Origin of the sequence: Nocardia sp. CA-151230 (genome assembly GCF_050942175.1) — a bacterium.
Taxonomy (GTDB): Bacteria; Actinomycetota; Actinomycetes; order Mycobacteriales; family Mycobacteriaceae; genus Nocardia.
Genome location: NZ_CP192061.1, coordinates 5699507 through 5719075 on the forward strand (window position 1 = coordinate 5699507; position 19569 = coordinate 5719075).

Here is a 19569-nt window from a genome sequence, read left to right on the forward strand (position 1 = left end):
GCCGGCGATGCGGTTCAGTTCGGGACGAGTCCGATGCCCCGGCCGATGTCGGCGAGGGTGGAGTCGAAGAGCACGTCGGGGTGGCTGATCTGGATCGGGTAGTTGCCGAAGACCTCGAGGGTGACGTGGCCGTAGAGGCGGGCCCAGAACTGGATCATGACGTAACTGACGCCGAGATCGAGCTTTTCGGCGGGGAAGTTCTGGCCGGAATCGGCCAGGACGCTGAGGAGTTCGGTTTGGAACTTGATGAGGTCGTCGCGGAGTTCCGGGGGAATGAGTTCCAGCGGTGGAGTGACCACGGCGTAGTCGGTGAGGAGCCGTCCGGCGGCACCGAGGAAGATGCGGCCGACGGGTTCGCCGAATTGCTGCATGGCGCTGGTGATTCCGGCGGTCACCGGGGAGGCGAAGACCAGGGTGAATTCGCGGGAGTGGGTGAGGGCCCAGCGGCGGAAGCCGCGGCAGATGGCGAAGAAGCGGACGCCGGCATCGTCGGGGAGGCCCTCGATGGCCGCTTCGAGATCCTTTGCCAGATCGGCACATACGTCGGTACGGACGGCGGCGACGAGGTCGTCGCGGGATTCGTAGTACCGGTAGAGCGCGGGAGCGGTGATGCCCAACTCCCGCGCGATGGCCCGCAGCGTGATCGCGTCGGGCCCCTGGTCGACCAGCAGTGACCGCGCGACGCGCCGGATGTCGGCGTCGCTGACCGCCGGCATCCGGCCGCGTCGGCGAGGCTCACTCATGCTGACTCCATACTTCGAACGAATTGGGCCCCTGTGGGGTTACGCACATTACCTCCCTGGGGCCCGGACGCTCATTCGTACGCGACTTCCCAGCTCTTGATGCCGTTGAGCCAGCCCGAGCGCAGGCGCACCGGCTCGGAGATCTGGTGCAGGTTCGGCATCACGTCGGCAATCGCGTTGAAGATCAGATCCAGCTGCAGGCGAGCCAGATTCGCGCCCACGCAGTAGTGGGTGCCGGTGCCGCCGAAGCCGACGTGCGGGTTGGGGTTGCGCAGCACGTTGAACTTGTACGGGTCTTCGAAGTAGTTCTCGTCGAAGTTGGCCGCGCTGTAGAACATGCCGACGCGCTGGCCCTTCTGGATCAGCTGGCCGCTGAGCTCGACGTCCTCGATGGCGGTGCGCTGGAAGGCGATGACCGGGGTGGCCCAGCGGACGATCTCGTCCGGAGCGGTGCGCGGACGCTGCTCCTTGTAGAGCTCCCACTGGTCCGGATTGTCCACGAACGCTTTCATACCATGCGTGGTGGCGTTGCGGGTGGTCTCGTTGCCGGCGACCGACAGCAGGATCACGAACCAGGCGAACTCGTCCGACGCCAGCGACTCGCCGTCGATGTCGGCCTGCAGCAGGGTGGAGGCGATGTCGTCCATCGGGCAGGCGCGGCGCTGCTCGGCCAGGTTCCAGGAGTAGCCCATGACCTCGGCGGTGGCGACCTTGTGGTCACCGTTGAACTCCGGATCGTCGTAGCCGATCATCTGGTTGGACCAGTCGAAGATCTTGCCGCGGTCTTCCTGCGGGATGCCGATGAGTTCGGCGATGGCCTGCAGCGGCAGCTCGCACGCGACCTGCTCGACGAAGTTGCCGGAGCCGTTCTTCTTGGCCTCGTGCACGATTCGCTCGGCGCGCTCGCGCAGGGCGTTGCGCAGCGACTCGATGGCACGCGGGGTGAAGCCCTTGGAGATGATCCGGCGCAGCTTGGTGTGGCGCGGCGGGTCCATGTTCAGCAGCAGGTAGCGCTGCACCTCGATCTCTTCGCGGGCGATGTCGCCGTAGAAGCGGATGACCGCGGTGTTCTCCTCGTTGGAGAAGGTCTCCGGGCTCTTGGAGATCTCCTTGATGTCATCCATCTGGGAGATGGCCCAGTAACCGCCATCGTCGAAGCCGGTGAGGCCATTGGCCTGCGGCACCCAGAAGGGCTTGGCCTGCTTGCGGAGTGCGGCGAACTCTTCGACCGGCAGACGCTGCGCGAGCAGGTCGGGGTCGGTGAAGTCGAAACCGGTGGGGATGGACGGCGCGGACACGGAACCTCCTTTGGAACACGTTCGCCACCGAGTGAACCACACCACACCGGGGTTTGTGAACACCTTTTACTAAAACCCGTTCACTAGATTCCGCCGGACCGGAAACAGGACGCGCCCGCTGCGAGGAACGCAGCGGGCGCGACGGTTTCGGAATTAGCGGTCAGTATGCGCCTTCGCCCCTGGTCACCGTGCCGATCGTCTTGGCGATCAGGAGGAGATCCAGGACCATGGACCAGTTCTCCACATAGGACAGATCGAGGCGCATGGCGTCCTCGGGGGTCAGATCCGAACGCCCGCTGACCTGCCAGAGACCGGTGACGCCGGGTTTCACCAGCAGGCGGCGGCGCATGACGCCGTCGTAGGAGTCGACCTCGCGCTGGACCTGCGGACGCGGGCCGACGATGCTCATCTCGCCGCGCAGCACGTTGAAGAACTGCGGGAGCTCGTCGAGTGAGTATTTGCGGATGACCTTGCCGACCGAGGTCACCCGCGGATCGTCGCGAACCTTGAAGAACAGCGGGTTGCCGCCGTTGCTCTCGATGAGCGCGTTGATGTGCGCCTCGGCGTCGGCGTACATGCTGCGGAACTTGATCATCCGGAAGGGCCGACCGTCCCGGCCGATCCGCTCGGAGAGATAGAAGACCGGACCGCGACTGGTGACCTTCACCGCGAGCGCGATGGCGGCCAGCGCCGGGGCAATGGCCAGCAGGGCGGCGAAGGCGAAGCAGAAGTCGAAGACGCCCTTGCGAATCGACTTCGCGCGGTCGTACTGCGGCTTCTCCACATGCAGCATGGGCATGGAGGCGACCACCCGGTGGGTGAGCCGGGTGCCGGCGATGTCCACCAGGCCCGGTGTCACGATCAGTTCGGCGCCCAATTCGTCCAGCTCCCAAGCTATCCGGCGGAAGTCGGCCGGGCCGAGGTTGTCGGTGGCGGTGACAGCGACGGTGTCGGCCCCCGTCCGCCGGACCGCCTCGATCACGGCGTGATCGCTTGCGACAACCGGGATCCCCCGTCCACTCACCTCCAGCGCGGCGTCCGCGAGCGCCCCTTCGTCCCGGGTGCACACCCCGATCACCTGGTATCCGGAATCACGGTCGCGGGAGAAGGCCGCGACCATGGCCCGCGCCGCCTCCGGACTGCCGACCACCAGCATGGCGGTGCGGTAGTGGCCGCGAGCGCGGCGCCCGGCCACCCAGCGCCGCCAGATCCGCCGCTCCACCATGAGCCCGATCATGCCGAGCGGCAGGGCGATGGCCAGATAGCCGCGAGCGATGTCGACCCGGAGTAGCAGCGACACAATGGCTATCCCACCGAACAGCTTCAGGGACGCGGCCACCACGCGTCGGTATTCCTCTGTGCCACTGCCGATTACGCGCGTCGACCGGGTGCCGCTGAGGGTCAGCGTGATCGACCACGCCAGTGCCAGCACGGCGGACACCATGGTGTAGCGAACTTCCAGCGGAAGCTGGGAGGCCAGTGGCGGCTCGGCCCCCGCGCCGCCGAAGCGAATCCATTGGGCAAATCCAATAGAAAGGACTAAAACGATTAAGTCGCTAATAAACAGCCGACGCGCGTAATCCGCTTGCCAGCGTTCACGATCCGAGCGCGGCTCGGGACGTGGAGGCCGATGCGCGCGCACGGCGCGACCGGCAGAAATTTCGTAACTCATGAAACGAACGCACCTCCCCCACGGGAGAACTCGGTTCCGATCCCCGCTGATCAGTTCCACGACCGGCTCAGGCCGGCTCCCAAGGGCTTTCAGGACCATGACAACCGATGTGGCCGCCGAGTCTTTCGGTGGCCAGATGCCGAATGTTACACAACCACGGTAGCGCGCAGGATGTAACCCATAGGGCCCCAACGTTTCCGAAAAGTAACGGGATTCGTGACGACCGGTTTCCCGCACCTCTCCCCCTATTTCCCCTATTCGCAAAATCGCAGGTTGAACTACGCAAGATCCACCGTGTGAGCTGGTCGAAACCCTTGCACCGCAAGGCTCGAGCGTTTGCCGTCCGGACGCCCGATTCTGCGGGTCGCAGAAATCCAGTTACTTTGGCACCACCGGCCACTCGCCGGGCACCCGAACATCACGCAATCCTGTTGTAACGTAAGGCCGGACCGAGCCGACCACAGGTCATCCGGCGCTGCGCGGGCAGCCCGAACTCGGTGAAAGGTGGGGAACTTCGTGCAATGCCGTCTTTGCCACTCCGATCGACTGCGCAGCGTTCTTGATCTGGGCGCCACACCGCCGTGTGAAAAATTCCTCACCGCCGGCGAACTGGATCTGTGCGAACCGACATATCCGCTGCACCTGAGGCTGTGCGAAAACTGCCTGCTGCTGCAGATTCCGGCGCTCATCACGCCGGAGGAAACATTCACGGAATATGCCTACTATTCGTCATTTTCGGATAGCTGGGTTCGGCACGCAAAGCTCTTCGTCGATCAGGCAATCACGCAGCTAAATCTGACCGATAATAGTTTCATAATTGAGGTGGCGAGTAACGACGGTTATCTCCTGCAGCACGCCGTCGCCGCCGGCATCCCGTGCCTGGGCATCGAGCCCTCGGTGAATGTCGGTGCGGCAGCACGCGACAAGGGCGTGCCCACCGAGACCGCCTTCCTCGACGAGGAGCTGGCCGCCCGGGTGCGCTCCGAACGCGGACCGGCAGACCTGGTGGTGGCCAACAATGTCTACGCCCACATCCCCGACCTGCTGGGTTTCACCAGGTCACTGCGTGCGCTCATGGCCGACGACGGCTGGCTGTCCATCGAGGTGCACCACGCGCTCAACCTGGTGGCGCTGGCCCAGTTCGACACCATCTATCACGAGCACTTCCAGTACTACACGCTGCTGTCCGCCCAGCGGGCCCTGGCCACCGCCGGCCTGGCCGTGGTCGACTGCGAACTGATTGGCACACATGGCGGTTCACTGCGCGTGTGGGCTCGACCCGAGGGCGTCGGCACCCCCGCCGCACGGGTTGCCGAGGTGTTGCGGCTGGAGGCCGATGCCGGTCTGCACGAGGTCGCCGGCTACGTCGAACTGCGACCCGACACCGAGCGGGTGCGCCAGGATCTCCTGCGATTCCTGCTCGACGCCAAGGCATCCGGCAAGCGCGTGGTGGGCTACGGCGCTCCCGGCAAGGGCAACACCCTGCTCAACTACTGCGGCATCCGCACCGACCTGCTCGAGTACACCGTCGACCGCAACCCCTACAAACATGGACGGTTCACACCCGGCACCCGCATCCCGATACACGAACCGGAGCGGATCGACGCCGACCGCCCCGATGTGGTGCTGGTGCTGCCCTGGAACCTGGAACGGGAGATCACCGCGCAGTTGCGCCACGTCACCGACTGGGGTGGCGAGATCGTCTACCCGCTCCCCCACCTTCATCATGCGACGCTCGACGACGCCGCCGCATCCACTCATGCAGAAAGGCAAGCGAAGTGAAGGTCGTACTGTTCTGCGGCGGCTACGGCATGCGGATGCGCAACGGCACCGAGGACATGATCCCCAAGCCGATGCAGATGGTGGGCCCGCGCCCGCTGATCTGGCATGTCATGCGCTACTACGCGCATTTCGGGCACAAGGACTTCGTGCTGTGCCTGGGCTACGGCGCCGCCCACATCAAGAACTTCTTCCTCACCTACCAGGAGTCGGTGTCCAACGATTTCGTCATCCGCGGCGGCAAAGTGGAGCTGCTGCAGTCCGACATCAGTGACTGGACCATCACCTTCGTCGACACCGGGGTGGAGTCGCCCATCGGTGAGCGGCTGCGCCGGGTGCGCGATCATCTCGCGGGCGAGCGGTACTTCCTGGCCAACTACGCCGACGTGCTCACCGACGCCCCACTGGACGAGATGATCAGCCAGTTCCAGCATTCCGGGGCCGCGGCCTCGATGATGATCGTGCCGCCGCAGTCCTCCTTCCACTGTGTGGATGTGAACTCGGCCGGAGAGGTCAAGAACATCACCCCGGTCTCGCAGCTGCCGATCTGGGAGAACGGCGGCTATTTCGTGCTGACGCAGGAGATCTTCGAGCATCTGCCGCCCGGCGGGGATCTGGTGGAGGATGCCTGCGGCGCACTGGCCGCGCAGGGCCGGATGTTCGGCTATCAGCATCACGGGTTCTGGAAGCCCGCCGACACCTTCAAGGAGCGCGCCGAGCTGGACACCGGCTATCTACAGGGCGACCGCCCGTGGATGGTGTGGGAGCAGCGCAGCGCATGATCCGACTCGACACCGGCGCGATCACCGAGATCGCGCTGCTGGCGGCGCATTGCGACGATCTCGCCATCGGGCTGGGCGGGACGCTGCTGACGCTGGCCGAGGCCGTGCCGGGCCTGCGGGTGCGGGCGCTGGTGCTCGCCGGGGCGGGCACCGAGCGCGCCGAGGAGGAGCGGGCCGCGCTCGAATCCTTCTGTCCCGGTGCGCATCTGGAGCTGCGAATCCTGGATGTGCCGGACGGTTACGCACCCGCGCACTGGGCGCGGGTCAAGGACGCGGTGGGCGCGCTGCGCCGCGACAGCGCGGCCCAGGTGGTGTTCGCGCCGCAGCGCGGGGACGCCCATCAGGACCACCGGCTGCTGGCCGAGCTGGCGCCCACCGAGTTCCGCGACCACCTGATCCTGGGCTACGAGATCTTGAAGTGGGAGAACGACACCCCGCAGCCGGCGGTGTTCCATCCGCTGCCCGCGGGCTGCGCGGAGCGCAAAGCCGCGCTGTTGGTGAAACACTATCCCTCACAGCGCAATCGGGACTGGTTCGATGAGCAGTCCTTTCTGGCCCTGTCCCGGCTGCGCGGGGTGCAGTGCCGCGCCCAGCACGCCGAGGCGTTTCTGCTCGAGAAGGCCACCATCACTTTCGGAGGTGCATAGTCATGCGCGTGCTCGTCACCGGGCATCAGGGGTATCTGGGTACCGTCATGGTGCCGTTGCTACAGCAGGCCGGCCATGAGGTGACAGGGCTGGACAGCGGCCTTTTCGCGGACTGCGTGCTGGGCGCGGCACCGCCCGCGCCGCCTGCCCTCGCGGTGGATCTGCGCGATGTGACCGCCGATCAGCTCGCCGGATTCGACGCCGTGGTGCATCTGGCGGCGCTGTCGAACGATCCGCTGGGCGCGCTGGCGCCCCGGATCACCTACGACATCAACCATCACGCGTCGGTCCGGCTGGCGCGGCTGGCCAAGGACGCCGGGGTGCGCCGATTCCTCTACGCGTCCACGTGTTCGGTGTACGGGGCGGCCGGGGACGGCCTGGTGACCGAGGACGCGCCGCTGCGTCCGCTCACCCCCTACGCCGAGTCCAAGGTCCGGGTCGAGGACGATGTGGCCGCCATCGCCGACTCCGGCTTCTCCCCCGTATTCCTGCGCAATGCCACGGCATTCGGGTTCTCGCCGCGGCTACGCGCCGATATCGTGCTCAACAATCTGGTCGGGTACGCGGTGCTGACCGGTGAGGTGAAGGTGCTCTCGGACGGCACGCCGTGGCGGCCGCTGGTGCACGCACAGGACATCGCGCGCGCCTTCGCCGCCTGCCTGGAGGCACCCGACGAGGCCGTGCACTGCCGCGCCTACAACGTCGGCACCGAGGCCAACAATCTGACGGTCGCGCAGATCGCGCAGGCGGTGGTCGACGTGGTCCCGGAATCCACGCTGGTCATCACCGGCGAGAGCGGCGCGGACCCGCGCTCGTACCGGGTCGACTTCGGTTATGCCCGCAAGGAACTGGGCTTCGAGGCGGAGTGGAGCATTCCGGACGGCGCGGCCGAGCTGTACCGGGAGTACCTCGCGCGCGAGCTCACCGCCGGGGCCTTCTTTCAGCGTTTCACCCGCCTTGCGTGGCTGAAGTCGCTGAAGGAGACCGGGGTGCTGGACGACGAGCTGCGCCGGATCAGGACCGAGGTGTGAGATGAAGGGCGGCGAGCAACTCGCGCCACGAGCCCGCCCCCGCGTCCCGCTCCGACACCACGGTCACCGGCTGCGGCCAGGCGATGGCCAGGTCCGGATCGTCATGGGCAACGCCCAGGTCCTCGGCCGGGTCGTGCGGGCGGTCGATGCGGTAGCAGACGTCGGCCACGTCGGTGAGCGCCTGGAAGCCGTGCAGGAAGCCGGGCGGGACGTAGAGGTGCCGGAAGTCGGTGTCGTCCAGCAGGAACGCCTGCCGGCGGCCGAAGGTCGGCGAATCCGGGCGGATGTCGACGAGCACGTCGTGCACCGCGCCGTGCGCGCAGCGCACCAGCTTGGCCTCGCCGCGCCCGGAGCGGCCGTGCATACCGCGCACCACACCTCGGTGCGAGCGCGACTGCGAGTCCTGTACGAACGTCGCCGACATCCCGGGCGTGCCCAGGTGGGCGTCGAATTCCTCGGCGTCGAAGGTTCTGGTGAACAGGCCGCGATCGTCGCGGAAGGGCTGTGGGATCAGGATCAGGACGTCGGCGAGGTCGGTCGATTCGATACGCACCAGGTCATCGTGCCATGAGCGGCGAACCCCGGTGCGGGTGTCGCGGCTGCGGGCTGGGACCGCTGGTCCGGGTACTGGATCTCGGGAAAATGCCTGCGGCAGACCACTTTCCGAGCCTCGCCTCGGCGGGCGGGGCGGCCGAGGCGGCGCATCCGCTGGCCATGGACCTGTGCGCCCGGTGCGGGCTGGCGCAACTGGCCGAGGACGACACCGTCACCGCCGAACCGCGCGGCCTGGAGCCGCAGGCGCTGCGGGATCAGGCGGCGGACGCGGTGGCCCGGGTGGCCGCCGCCGGCCGGCTGCCCGGCGGCGGGACGGTGCGGGAGTTCGGCAGCCCGCACGGCGGCAGCTGGCTGCCGCTGCTGACCGAGCGCGGGTACCGGGTCACCGACCGGCCCGCCGACGTGGTGATCGACTGCTTCGGCATCATGCACGAGCCCCATCAGCGGGTCGCCTTCGCGCAGCGCGCGGCGGCCACCGCGCCGGGCGGGGTACTGCTGCTGCAGTTCCACTCACTGCACGCCATCGTGCGACAGGGACAGTGGAATGCGTTGCGGCACGGGCATTTCGCCTACTACACGATGGCTTCGCTACAGGGCCTGCTGCGCCCGGCCGGGCTGGTGGCGGTGACCGCGTGGGAGTTCCCACTCTACGGCGGCACGGTGCTGGTGGCGGCGGTGCACGCGCCCGCTGCTCCCGACCCCGCCATCGCGCGGATCCGCGACGCGGAGGCGGCGGTGGCGGACCCGCTGGTCGTGCGCGGGCTCCAGCGCGCCGCCGATCAGCAGGCCCGGGCCCTGCGCGCCTGGCTCGAGGCCGAAACTACCTCCGGTAGAACCGTTTACGCGTACGGGGCGGCCTCACGCGCGGTCGCGCTGCTGCATCTGGCGGGCGTGCATCGCGGCCTGCTGGCCGGGGTGGCCGACGCCTCCCCGGGCAAGCAGGGCCGCCGCATGCCCGGTACCGATATCCCGATCCTGTCTCCGGCGGAACTCGTTGCCGCACAGCCAGATCGGGTCTTCCTGACGTTGCCCGATCTGTTGCCGGAGGTTTCGTCCCGGTGGCCCGAACTTCACGGGAAGTGGGTGATCGACGTGACCGAATCGCTATGAAAGCCGGCAAATCTCGCCCGGCACGCGCATGAATCCGCCGGGCGCGCACCACGTCGGCCTGTGATACCGATCATGCGATCGTGGCCACACGCAGGGTAATCGAGAGGGATAGTCTCAGCGTGGGGGTCGATCATCGACCGAAGGGACGGCGGACGTCGTCTCGCGTCCCGTAGCACTGGGGAATCATCAAACACGCGTAGGCAATACGCAGCAACACCTGATGAGGGAATGGGATTCATCATGCGCAACAACGTGACTGCGCTCTCCCGCACCGCGACCGTCGCGGTAGCGGGCACCATCGGCCTGGTTCTGAGCGGCGGCGCCTCGTCGGCCGCCGTCGACGCCGCCAATTCGATCGTCGACCAGAAAGGTCGGACGGTTCAGGCCATCTCCGCCGATACCAAGATCGATTTCGTGCCGCCGTTGGACGGCAATCCGCTCACCCGGGAGTGGTTCCACAGCGGCAAGGCCTGCTTCAAGGTCGACCTCCCGGCCGGCGACCCGTGGACCGGCCACATCACCCTCGGCTACCAGGTCGGTTATCCGGCCACGCTGTCGGGCAAGCTGGAATTCCAGTACCAGACTCCCGGCCTCGAGCTGGAGATCGGCAATGACCCCAAGGCCGATGTCTTCAACCTGATTCCGACGCTGGGCGTGACCCTCGACGTCGGCTTCGGCCCGGGCATCCAGTCGGTGGACGCCGCCGGCGGCGATGTGTCCGGCACCGAGGGCTGCATCACCATGTCCGGCTTCCACGCCACCGTGTCCGGGGTGCTGGGCACCACCACCATCCGGCCGTTCGTGCGGCTGGTGAGCAGCAGTGGCGACACCGTTGTCGCCTACGGGCCGCTGTCGAGCATCTAGCGGCTGTCAGTGCAGCAGGTCCGGGCGGCGCAGTGCGGTCGCGACCGTCCGGACCCGCACCCGCCCGGCGGCGGCGCGCGCCAGCCGCCAGTCGCCGCCGAGGACCGCGCCGCGGCCGACGTACTGCGGGTACTCCGCGCCCAGGCGGTGATGGAAGCGCAGCATCTCGGTCAGCTTGCTGACCGTCGAGGTCTGGCTGCACAGGTTGAAACTCGAATTGCGCCAGGCGGCCAGAATTTCCGGCATGCCGTAGAAGTCGCCGAAGGCGCACACGCGGGCGAAGAGGTCCACGTCCATCGGGAAGACCAGATCGCCGCGGAAGCCGCCTACCCGGTCGAAGTCCTGACGGCGGAAGATCGCGGCCGCGGTGGGGCCGAAGTCGGCGGGGCCGCGGTGCACGATGGTGCGCATGAGGGTGCGGGCGTTGCGGCGACCCAGCAGGTTCGGCAGGCCCAGGTCGGTCTCCTCGACCGCACCGTGCTCGTCGATGACCTGGAATTTGGACGAGCAGATGGCGATCCCGTTGTCGCCCATGATCTCCAGCTGCTTGTCGAGCGAACCGGGCAGCAGGATGTCGTCGGCGCAGACCACTTTCACGAAGCGGCCCGAGGTCAGCGAGACGGCCTTGTTCCAGTTCTCGCCGATGGGCAGGGTGTCCTCGTTGCGGTGCACGTGCACCCGCGGGTCGTCGAAGGATTTCGCGATGGCGCCGGTGTCGTCGGAGCTGGCATTGTCCAGGACGAGCACCTCGATATCGGTGTCCTGGTCCAGAATCGAGCGCAGCGTCGTCTCCAGGGTGCGGCCGGAATTGTAGGCCGGGACGCACACCGAAAGGTTCTTCATCGTTCCCCCTGAACTGGTTCGGCTGGTTCGCCGGGTGCGCCCTCACCTCCTGCCACGAGCCCGTACACCCGATCCAGACCCGCGCGGCCGGCGTCGATCTGTTCAACTGCCCTCTGCTGCAGCGCATCCCGCAGTTCCGGCGCGGATTCCCACAACTGGCGAATCGCACGTGACAGTTCGGCGTCGAGGTTGTCCACGTCCAGGTGCACGATGCGCAGACCGGCCCCGGCCGCGCCCGCGCCGAACATGTCGGCCAACCCATAGAATTTGTCGTCGTAGTACTGCGACGCCGTTACAGCCACCGCCGGAATGCCCTGGGAGAGTGCGAAAACCGCGAGGTGGTAGGCGCTGGTCACCAGGACCCGGCAGCGCGAGACCTGACGCGCCACGTCCTGCGCGGTGCCCGCGCGCCCGATGACGGGCCGGGTGCTCGCCGCGCCCGTGAGCAGCGGCAGCGTGTGGCGGCGGTCCTCGTCGTCGTATTCGGAGATGATGAGCGGGGCCAGGGCGGTGTTCAGCTCGGCGGCCTCGCGGCGCACCACCACGCCGAGGGTGTCGCGGGCCGAGTCGCTCACCTTGGAATAGTCCGAAATGCGCAGGCACAGACCGAGATCGGTGCCGATGCCGGGCCGCCGCAGTCGGTAGGCGAACTCCACCGCGTCGTCGCCGGTGACCACGATCTTCTCGGCGGCGACGCCGAGTTCGGCCAGCAGCTTGGGGCCGCGCCGGCCCTCGCGCAGGGCGATGAGGTCGGCGCCCGGCAGCACCTCCGCCGCGCGGCGCAGCAGGTGCGCATCGCGCATGGGGCCCAGGCCCTGGCCGATCATGACATTCGGAATGCCTTGACGCTGGGCGGCTTCCAGCAGATTGAGGGTGCGATGGGCCTGGTAGAGGTCGACATCGGTCATGTAGCCGCCGCCCTGGGCGATGACGAGGTCCGCGTCGGCGAGGGCGGCGGGCACCGGCGGCAGGTCGGGCATGCCGGTGGGTTCGGGTTCCCGGTCGCCCGTGGCGAGGACGTGGACCTCCTTGCGCGCCCAGTTCTTGGCGCCGCGCAGATAGTGCTTGGGCACCTCGGTGGCGGAACGCCAGCGCATGGCGGCGGGGCCGAGCAGGTGGACCCCGGCGGCCTCCTCCAGCCGGCCCGCGATACCGCCCCTGCCCCAGTGCCCACCGGTGTGGGCCGGCACGGGTTCGGCCTGCGGCAGCACGCCGCGCAGGATGTGGGGTTCGTCGGTGAGCATGCCGATACGGGCGTGCGGCCAGCGTTCCCGTAGGCGTTCGACGGTCATCACCATCATGGCGATGTCGCCGCGATTGCGTAACCAGTACTCGCCATTGTCGACGAGCACCCTTATTTTCCCGGCACCATCCCCCGCGCCAGAGTTCCCCACGCTCGATTCCTTCCGACGCCCGGTCCGAGCACGAATCCGCAGCGAATCTATCGCACGTCCAGTGCTTCGCGCCATACGGAGTGGGGGTACTGAACTGCGAAATCGTTTCAGTGACAGGATCATCGGCGCGGCAGCACCGACCGGTCAGCTGGGGAACAGGGGGCTCACCAGATTGCTGCACAGCCACTTGCCGTCCACGTACTCCATGGACAGGGTGATCTTCTGGTGATCGGTGGTGTCGGCCTTGCCCTGGGTGGAGTTGATCTGGGTGACGTCGACGGCCAGATCGTAATGAGTGTTGCTGCCCGAGGTCACCGTGCAGGCCGCATCGGCGGCGCGGGTGTGCTCGGAACCCGACTCCAGCAGTACGCGGATGGTCGGCAGCAGCGTCTGGGCCTCGGATTTCCAGGTGCCGGTCGCGCCCGCGATCACCTTCGACTGCCAGTCGTCGCCGTTGTTGTAGTCGTAGGTGGTCATGAGTTCGGCGTAGTCGCAGGCGGCCTTGGTGGCCGCGGCCTGCGAGGCGTCACCGGCTACCGGCGGCTGAAGGATGGAACGGCCGCCCCTGTTACCGAAATGGATTGCGCCCGTACCGAATCCGACGCCCAGGCCGCCGGCCGGCAGGAGGGCGGCCAGGAAGGTGCCGAGGAGAACCTTGGGGACGCGACGGCGCGGCGCGGCGGGTGTGGCCGGGGTGCCGTCGACGGGATGCGGTCCGCTGCCGGCCGGGCCGTACTGCAGTGGCGGCGCGGTGAGCGGGACCTGCTGAGGATTGATCCGGGTCTGCGGCGCGGCGAACTGGGAGCGCTGCGCATTGAGCTGGGTCGGCAGCTCACCGTACGAGGCCGGCACGGGCTGGGTGGGCATGCTGGGTTTGGTGGTCGCGCCGGTGAACTTGCTCGGATCGAAGCCCATCCGGGACTGCGCCACAGCGGGATTCGGCGGCAGGGCGCCTTGCTCAGCGGGTCCATCCTGGCGGGAGCCCGGCCCCCAGGGCCCGTTCGTGGCCGTGAGCGCCTGCTCGGCGGCCGCGGCCAGTTCCCCGCAGCTGCCGAAGCGCTGGTCCCGATTCTTGGCCAGCGCCCGGTCGATGACCGCGTCGAACGCGGCGGGAACGCCGGTGTGCACCAGGCTCGGCCGGGGAATCTCGGCGCCGAGGTGGGCCGCCACCAGCTGTGCCGTGCTCTCGCCCGGATACGGCAGCCGGCCCGTGAGCATGTGGAACAGCGTGCAGCCCAGGGCATAGACGTCCGCCCGATGGTCGGTATCGCTGCGCAGTTCGAATTGTTCGGGTGCTGCGTACTGGAAACTGGCGTACATTTCGCCGGTCCGGGTCAGCGCGCCGGTGTGGTCCACGGCCTTCGCGATTCCGAAGTCCGCCAGGTACACCCGTTGATCCGGGCCCCAGGCCAGCAGGATATTGGCGGGTTTCACATCCCGGTGCAGCACGCCGGCGCGGTGCGCGTGGTCCAGTGCCCGTGCGGTCTCCCCGATGATGCGCACGGCGTGGTCGGGCCGGATCGGGCCCTCCCGCAGAATCGCCGACACATCGGTGCCCTCGACGTACTGCATGGCCATCCACAGGCGGTGGTCGTCGTTGCCCCGCGCGTACACCGCGACAATGTTCGGATGCGACAGCCGCGCAGCGGTATCGGCCTCCCGCAGGAAGCGCGCCCGCACCTCGGGGTCGTCGGCCTTGCCGGAAGCCAAGAGCTTCAAGGCCACCGAGCGTGGCAGATCCTTGTCCTTCGCGAGATAGACCTCCCCCATCCCGCCCACCCCGAGCAGCCGTTCAACGGTGTACCCCGCGAAAACCTGCCCCTGCGCGAGTGTCCGCCCCACAGCTGCCTACCTCCGACCACGTCGTGCCCGCCGATCACCGTAACCCAGATCCGGTAGCGCGGCGTCGGCGTTAATCGGCGGGCTCGACCTGGAATCGGAGATCGGTGATCTGGCCGGAGTCGTCGCAGCGCAGCTTGCGCAGCCGAACCGGCGCTGCGCCTTCGAACAGTCGCACTCCGCTACCGAGCAGGGTCGGCACGATGTGCATGACGATCTCGTCCACGAGCCCGGTTTCGAGGCATTGCCGGGCCAGATTCGCACCGAAAACCCCGACGTCGCCCTCCCCCGCCGCGGCTTTCGCCGTGGCGACCGCCTCCGCGATACCGCAGGACAGGAAGGTGACATCGGGATCGTGCGGCACCTCCCCCGGCCGATGGGTGAGCACGAATATCGGCCCGGACCACATGCCGCCGTACAGTTTCCGATCGTCGCTCCCGGGCCCGTTGCCCAGGTCGTATCCGCGTCGCCCGGACAAGACCGCCCCGGTCCGCCGCATCGCCTCCACCCCGAGCGGGCCCGCCGCCCCGTGCCCGAACATCCACCCGGTGGAGTCGTCCTCCGGTGCGATGAACCCGTCCACCGACATCGTGATGTGCCATAGAACCTGCGTCATGGGAGTGGAGACGGGTCGGGCGGCACAAACTCATCGATGCCGGCCGGCCCTCATCGGCGCGGGAGCATGCGGTCCGCGGGCCGCAGCGCCCAGGACGCGAGGACCAGCGCCACGATGCCGGCGGTGACGGTCAGATGCATGCCGGCAGCGCCGTAATCGCGCTCGACCAGGTGCGAGATGAAGGCTCCGGTCATGTTGAAGAACATTCCCGCATAGGCCCATTCCTTCAACCGCGGGAAGCCGGGCACCAGAATCGCGGCGCTGCCCAGCAGTTTCCACGTTGCGATGAGGGTGAGGAAGTAGGTGGGGTACCCCAGAATCGTGTGGGTTTCCAGGGTCCCGTACTGCTGGGTGTACTCGCCGTAGGCGCCGCTGATCATCATGAACGCCAGACTCACCGTGCACGCCCAGTAGGCGTACGTGCGAATCCGGCCTCGCGCGGCCGGGGTGGTCCGGGCCGGGATCTGCTGCGTGATGGTGACCATGGTCTTCTCCTGTCGGGATGCACTCTTCGGTGTCATCTCCTCGACCATCGGCACGCGGGAAATGTGACAGCACGCGGCGGGAGTGTTCTTACGACAGGTCGGAGAAGCGCACGGTGTGGGCGACGGCGGTTACCTGCAGGCCGTTGGCGCTCGGTTGGATGGACGTCAGTTGCGCGCCGAGCGGCAGTCGCTGCAATGGCACGGTGAAGGTGAGGTTTCGTTGCAGCAGGGCCAGGGGAATCGCCGGGCCGCCAACCGCGGCCTGAACCGAGACCGGAGTGACCACGATCCCGTCCTCGGTCGGCGCGACGGTGACGACCACCGTCGCGGGCACCGAAAGACCCTCCACCGAAAACGTTCCCTTGACGCGCAGTCCGTCCGGCGCATAGGAAATCGACTCCACCCCCTCCGGGGCAAAAGTCTGCACGGTGCCGTAGGGAACCAGAGCCGTCGCAGTCGCCGTCGCGGCAACCAGATTCGAGGTGCGGCCGTGCACCACATCACTCAGCGGTGCGGATACATCGGTCAGGCTGACATCGAGATCGTGAACAGAAATCTGCTGATCACTCCAGTCGCCGACTCTGATATCGATGTCATGAAAATTGCCGTCGACCGCCTGCGTCAGAAACGGGAAGCCACCGATCTCCACGCGCGGCTGCTGCGGAAGGTTGTACTCGGTGGCAATCCGGCGCCCGATCTCGTTCTGCGCCGCCACCACCCCGACCCGGTCGCCCACGACCACCGCAATCGCCAGCACAACCACCAACATCAACAACGCACGCATGCACTCACCTCACGCCCCGCGCGCCGCGCGCGCTCAGCCATCCCACCTTGACATCCTCCCGGCCTTGAAGGGCCGGGATTCCCTGCCTCGCGACAGGGTTTTCCTGTTTCATCGACGGTTGCCTTCCCGCATCAGCTGCGGGGCGGTCTCACACCATCTCCGCAGGCGAGCACCGCAAGCCCTGCGGCACGTATGTTCTTGGCCGCGTTCACATCCCGGTCGTGGGCGACGCCACATGCGCACACCCATTCCCGCACGTGAAGTGGCATCGTGATGTTGATCCGCCCGCATGCTGAGCATGTCTTGGACGACGGATAGAACCGGTCCACCGCGACCACGGTACGCCCATACCAATCGGCCTTGTACTCCAGCATCGACCGGAACTGTGCCCAGGAGGCGTCCGAGATCGCACGGGCGAGCGAACGATTCCGGACCATGTTCCGCACGCTCAAATCCTCGATGGCGATCACTTGGTTTTCGCGCACCAAACGAGTCGAGAGCTTGTGCAGATGATCCCGGCGGCGATCGGCGATCCGCGCGTGCACACGCGCCACCTTCAACCGGGCCTTCGCCCGGTTGGCCGAACCTTTCTGTTTGCGCGACAACGCCTTCTGAGCTCTCGCCAGACGGGCACGGTCGCGCTTCTCATAGCGAGGGTTGGACACCTTCTCCCCGGTCGAGAACACATACAGCGACCCGATCCCCGCATCCACCCCGAGCGTCACATCGCAGGGCGCGTGCTCGGTGATCAGTTCCTCGACCAGGATCGAAATATGGTATCGGCCCGCGCTGTCGCGCGACACCGTCACCTGCGATGGCACCGCACCCTCCGGCAGGGGACGCGACCAGCGAATGTCCAACGGCTGCGTCTGTTTCGCGAGTTGGATCTGTCCGTCGCGGTACGTGAAGCAGTTGCCGAAGTATGTCGCCGAATCCTTCGACCGCCCCTTCTTCTTGAACTGCGGGTATCGGGTCTGCTTGCGCCAGAACTTGTCGAACGCGCCCTGAAGATTCCGAAGCGCCTGCTGCAAAGGGCCTTTCGACGGCTCGGCCAGCCATGCGGTGTCGGGGTCGCGTTTCCACTGCGTGAGCATCAGCGACGTGTCCGCGTAGGTGATGCGCCGCTGCTCCTGAGTCCAGGCGCGAGAACGTTCCGCCAACGCCCGGTTGTACACGTACCGGACACACCCGAAGGTTTGCGAAAGCTGCTGCACCTGTTCGGGAGTCGGGTGGAAACGGTACTTGTATGCCCGCTTGACCATCTTGGCTCCCATGCGTGACATGTTAGCATGCTAGCCTGTCACCGATGCGCTATCCCCGCCCTGAAGAACAGAGTCTGCGCGCTACGTCTCTCGATCAGGCGATGCACCGGATATCAAACAACCAATCCCCCGCCTTCTACAACGTTTGGTTGTGCGTCGCCCCTGACGCACGTCCTAGCGCGGTTGCTGGAAGCCGCCGATCTTCTCTTCGAGCAGTTCGGCCAGCCGCAATGGGGTGCGGTCCTCGAACATCGGCCCGACGAGCTGAACGCCCACCGGCAGCCCCTCGGCAGAGAGTCCCGTCGGGATGGCGGTGGCGGGCAGGCCGGGCATGGTCGCCACCCCGGCCCAGACGAGCTGGTCGCCGAATGGGTGTGCGACGCCGTCGATGTCGATCCGCCGGTCCCGCATGTCGGCATTGTGGTCGTGCGGGAACGCGGGAGTCGGCGTGATCGGGCACACGACGACATCGAATTCACCGAACAGCTGCCGCCAGGTCTGGCGGTGGAATTCGCGTCGGGTGTTCGCCTCGATCCATTCGCGGTGGCTGAACACCGCGCCGCGCACCCAGGCCACCTCGGAACCCTCTGCGTCCGCGGGCAGGCCGGCGGCGACCGTCCGGATCTGCTCGTACTGCTCCGCCGGCATGCGTGCCGCGAGGTTCGAAACCAACAGCTGCGTATACAGGGTCGCGGCTTCGGCGAGATCGGGCAGCAGCGGACTGTGCCGTTCCACGCGAGCGCCTTCGGCGGTGAGCGCGTCGGCAACCCGGTTCAGCCCGGCCCGCACGGCCGAGCCGGTCGGAATCAGCGGGTGCTCATCGATGACCAGGACCCGGAAGTCCGACAGCTTCTCGTGGCGGGCGGGCGGCAGAGCGACTTCGTATGCGACACCGAGGGTCAGCGGGTCCGGTCCAGCCATGACGTCGAGCAGGAGCGAGAGGTCACGTGCAGTGCGCGCCATCGGGCCGACGACCGCGAGATCGATCTCCGCCGGCAGTGCCGGTGCGGGCGGCGGGACCATACCCCGGGTCGCCGCCAACCCGAGGGTCGGCTTGTGCGCATACACACCGCAGAAATGCGCCGGAGTGCGCAGTGAACCACCGATATCGGACCCGATGGACAGCGCGCCGAACCCGGCCGCCAAGGCGGCCGCCGATCCACCGGAAGAGCCGCCCGGCGAACGCCCGTGATCCCACGGATTGTTGGTGGTGCCATAGATCTCGTTGAAGCTCTGCAGATCCTGCAACATGAACGGCACGTTGGTCTTTCCCAGCATCACCGCACCGGCAGCCTCGAGCCGCGACACCTGCACCGCGTCCTCGGCCGGCACATAATCCCGGAACGGGGGCATACCCCACGTCGTGGGCAGCCCAGCCATGTTGTAGGACTCTTTGACCGTCACCGGAATCCCGAGCAGCGGCTTGTCCTCACCCCGCCCGCGCGCCTCATCAGCCCGACGCGCGGCAGCCCGCGCCCGCTCGAAGTCCGGCACACAAATCGCATTGATCGCCTTGTCGTCTCGCTCGATCCGCGCAATCGCCTCCTCGGTCAGCTCCACCGAGGACACCTCACCAGCGCGCATCGCCGCCGAAAGCTCTTCCGCCGCACGAAAACTCCACTCCATGAACCCGACCCTACCGGCGTGCGCCGATCCCTCGAGCAGACTTTCGTCCCGCACACAATCCGTGGAAGAGTCCGCGTCGACTGGCTTCGTCTACTTGACGGCAATGGATCCCGACCTGAGCCGCTGGTCGAGCCTCGACACACAAACCCTGTTACTCGCCGGCGACAACACGGACTCCTACGGCAGGAAGAGCGTCCGCGCGACGCTTCCGAACGCGGACCTGGTCATGCTGGCCGGAC

General features: G+C 67.2%; 18 protein-coding genes. 6 read left to right on the top strand and 12 right to left on the bottom strand.

The genetic code is table 11. From position 1 onward, the window contains the following. Positions 1-14 precede the first annotated feature (14 nt). From ACQP1O_RS27065 to ACQP1O_RS27075, 3 genes are all read right to left on the bottom strand, one after another. The gene (locus ACQP1O_RS27065) at positions 15-743 is read right to left on the bottom strand and encodes a TetR/AcrR family transcriptional regulator (RefSeq protein ID WP_433561258.1); all 729 of its coding nucleotides are present in this window, start codon (positions 741-743) and stop codon (positions 15-17) included. A gap of 71 nt (positions 744-814) precedes the next feature. Further along, the gene (locus ACQP1O_RS27070; RefSeq protein WP_354850552.1) at positions 815-2041 is read right to left on the bottom strand and encodes a cytochrome P450; all 1227 of its coding nucleotides are present in this window, start codon (positions 2039-2041) and stop codon (positions 815-817) included. Between the two features lie 160 nt (positions 2042-2201). After that, positions 2202-3713 (bottom strand): sugar transferase, encoded by a 1512-nt coding sequence (locus tag ACQP1O_RS27075; protein ID WP_433561259.1) that lies wholly within the window; start codon positions 3711-3713, stop codon positions 2202-2204. 516 nt (positions 3714-4229) lie between these two features. Between ACQP1O_RS27075 and ACQP1O_RS27080 the strand changes: the two genes are divergently transcribed. From ACQP1O_RS27080 to ACQP1O_RS27095, 4 genes are read left to right on the top strand one after another with little or no spacing between them, the layout of a single operon-like run. Continuing rightward, positions 4230-5495, top strand: coding sequence for a methyltransferase domain-containing protein (locus tag ACQP1O_RS27080; RefSeq protein ID WP_433567810.1), 1266 nt, complete (start codon positions 4230-4232; stop codon positions 5493-5495). Continuing rightward, a complete protein-coding gene (locus tag ACQP1O_RS27085; protein ID WP_433561260.1) occupies positions 5492-6274 on the top strand; it encodes a sugar phosphate nucleotidyltransferase in 783 nt (260 codons plus the stop codon). The genes ACQP1O_RS27080 and ACQP1O_RS27085 overlap by 4 nt, the downstream gene beginning before the upstream one ends. Next, positions 6271-6921, top strand: a complete 651-nt coding sequence (locus ACQP1O_RS27090; protein WP_433561261.1) for a PIG-L deacetylase family protein — start codon at positions 6271-6273, stop codon at positions 6919-6921. Before ACQP1O_RS27085 ends, ACQP1O_RS27090 begins: the two co-directional genes overlap by 4 nt. Before the next feature lie 2 nt (positions 6922-6923). Then, positions 6924-7952 carry an NAD-dependent epimerase/dehydratase family protein gene (locus ACQP1O_RS27095; protein WP_433561262.1) on the top strand — a complete coding sequence of 343 codons (1029 nt, stop codon included), beginning with the start codon at positions 6924-6926 and terminating at the stop codon, positions 7950-7952. On the opposite strand, the gene rfbC is transcribed toward ACQP1O_RS27095, so the two are convergent. Continuing rightward, positions 7936-8505: a dTDP-4-dehydrorhamnose 3,5-epimerase gene (rfbC, locus tag ACQP1O_RS27100; RefSeq protein ID WP_433561263.1), complete on the bottom strand. Its 570-nt coding sequence runs from the start codon at positions 8503-8505 to the stop codon at positions 7936-7938. The genes ACQP1O_RS27095 and rfbC overlap by 17 nt on opposite strands. A gap of 89 nt (positions 8506-8594) precedes the next feature. Between rfbC and ACQP1O_RS27105 the strand changes: the two genes are divergently transcribed. Both ACQP1O_RS27105 and ACQP1O_RS27110 read left to right on the top strand, forming a co-directional pair. Next, on the top strand, positions 8595-9617 hold the full coding sequence (locus tag ACQP1O_RS27105) for a transferase (protein WP_433561264.1): 1023 nt from the start codon (positions 8595-8597) through the stop codon (positions 9615-9617). Positions 9618-9857: 240 nt separating this feature from the next. Further along, the gene (locus ACQP1O_RS27110) at positions 9858-10481 is read left to right on the top strand and encodes an MspA family porin (protein ID WP_433561265.1); all 624 of its coding nucleotides are present in this window, start codon (positions 9858-9860) and stop codon (positions 10479-10481) included. A 6-nt stretch (positions 10482-10487) separates the two neighbouring features. Here the strand turns inward: ACQP1O_RS27110 and ACQP1O_RS27115 are convergent, their stop codons facing one another. From ACQP1O_RS27115 to ACQP1O_RS27150, 8 genes are all read right to left on the bottom strand, one after another. Continuing rightward, positions 10488-11324 (bottom strand): glycosyltransferase family 2 protein, encoded by an 837-nt coding sequence (locus tag ACQP1O_RS27115; protein WP_433561266.1) that lies wholly within the window; start codon positions 11322-11324, stop codon positions 10488-10490. After that, positions 11321-12718, bottom strand: a complete 1398-nt coding sequence (locus ACQP1O_RS27120) for a polysaccharide pyruvyl transferase family protein (protein WP_433561267.1) — start codon at positions 12716-12718, stop codon at positions 11321-11323. Before ACQP1O_RS27120 ends, ACQP1O_RS27115 begins: the two co-directional genes overlap by 4 nt. A 144-nt stretch (positions 12719-12862) precedes the next feature. Beyond that, the gene (locus ACQP1O_RS27125) at positions 12863-14560 is read right to left on the bottom strand and encodes a protein kinase domain-containing protein (protein ID WP_433561268.1); all 1698 of its coding nucleotides are present in this window, start codon (positions 14558-14560) and stop codon (positions 12863-12865) included. A 70-nt stretch (positions 14561-14630) separates the two neighbouring features. Continuing rightward, positions 14631-15173, bottom strand: a complete 543-nt coding sequence (locus ACQP1O_RS27130; protein ID WP_433561269.1) for a dihydrofolate reductase family protein — start codon at positions 15171-15173, stop codon at positions 14631-14633. Positions 15174-15223: 50 nt separating this feature from the next. Further along, on the bottom strand, positions 15224-15658 hold the full coding sequence (locus tag ACQP1O_RS27135; RefSeq protein ID WP_433561270.1) for a DoxX family protein: 435 nt from the start codon (positions 15656-15658) through the stop codon (positions 15224-15226). Positions 15659-15746: 88 nt separating this feature from the next. Then, entirely contained in the window at positions 15747-16442 is a 696-nt protein-coding gene (locus ACQP1O_RS27140; RefSeq protein ID WP_433561271.1) for an LmeA family phospholipid-binding protein, read from the bottom strand. Between the two features lie 131 nt (positions 16443-16573). Next, positions 16574-17716, bottom strand: a complete 1143-nt coding sequence (locus ACQP1O_RS27145; protein WP_433561272.1) for an RNA-guided endonuclease InsQ/TnpB family protein — start codon at positions 17714-17716, stop codon at positions 16574-16576. A 162-nt stretch (positions 17717-17878) separates the two neighbouring features. Further along, positions 17879-19330: an amidase gene (locus tag ACQP1O_RS27150; protein ID WP_433561273.1), complete on the bottom strand. Its 1452-nt coding sequence runs from the start codon at positions 19328-19330 to the stop codon at positions 17879-17881. Positions 19331-19569 lie beyond the last annotated feature (239 nt).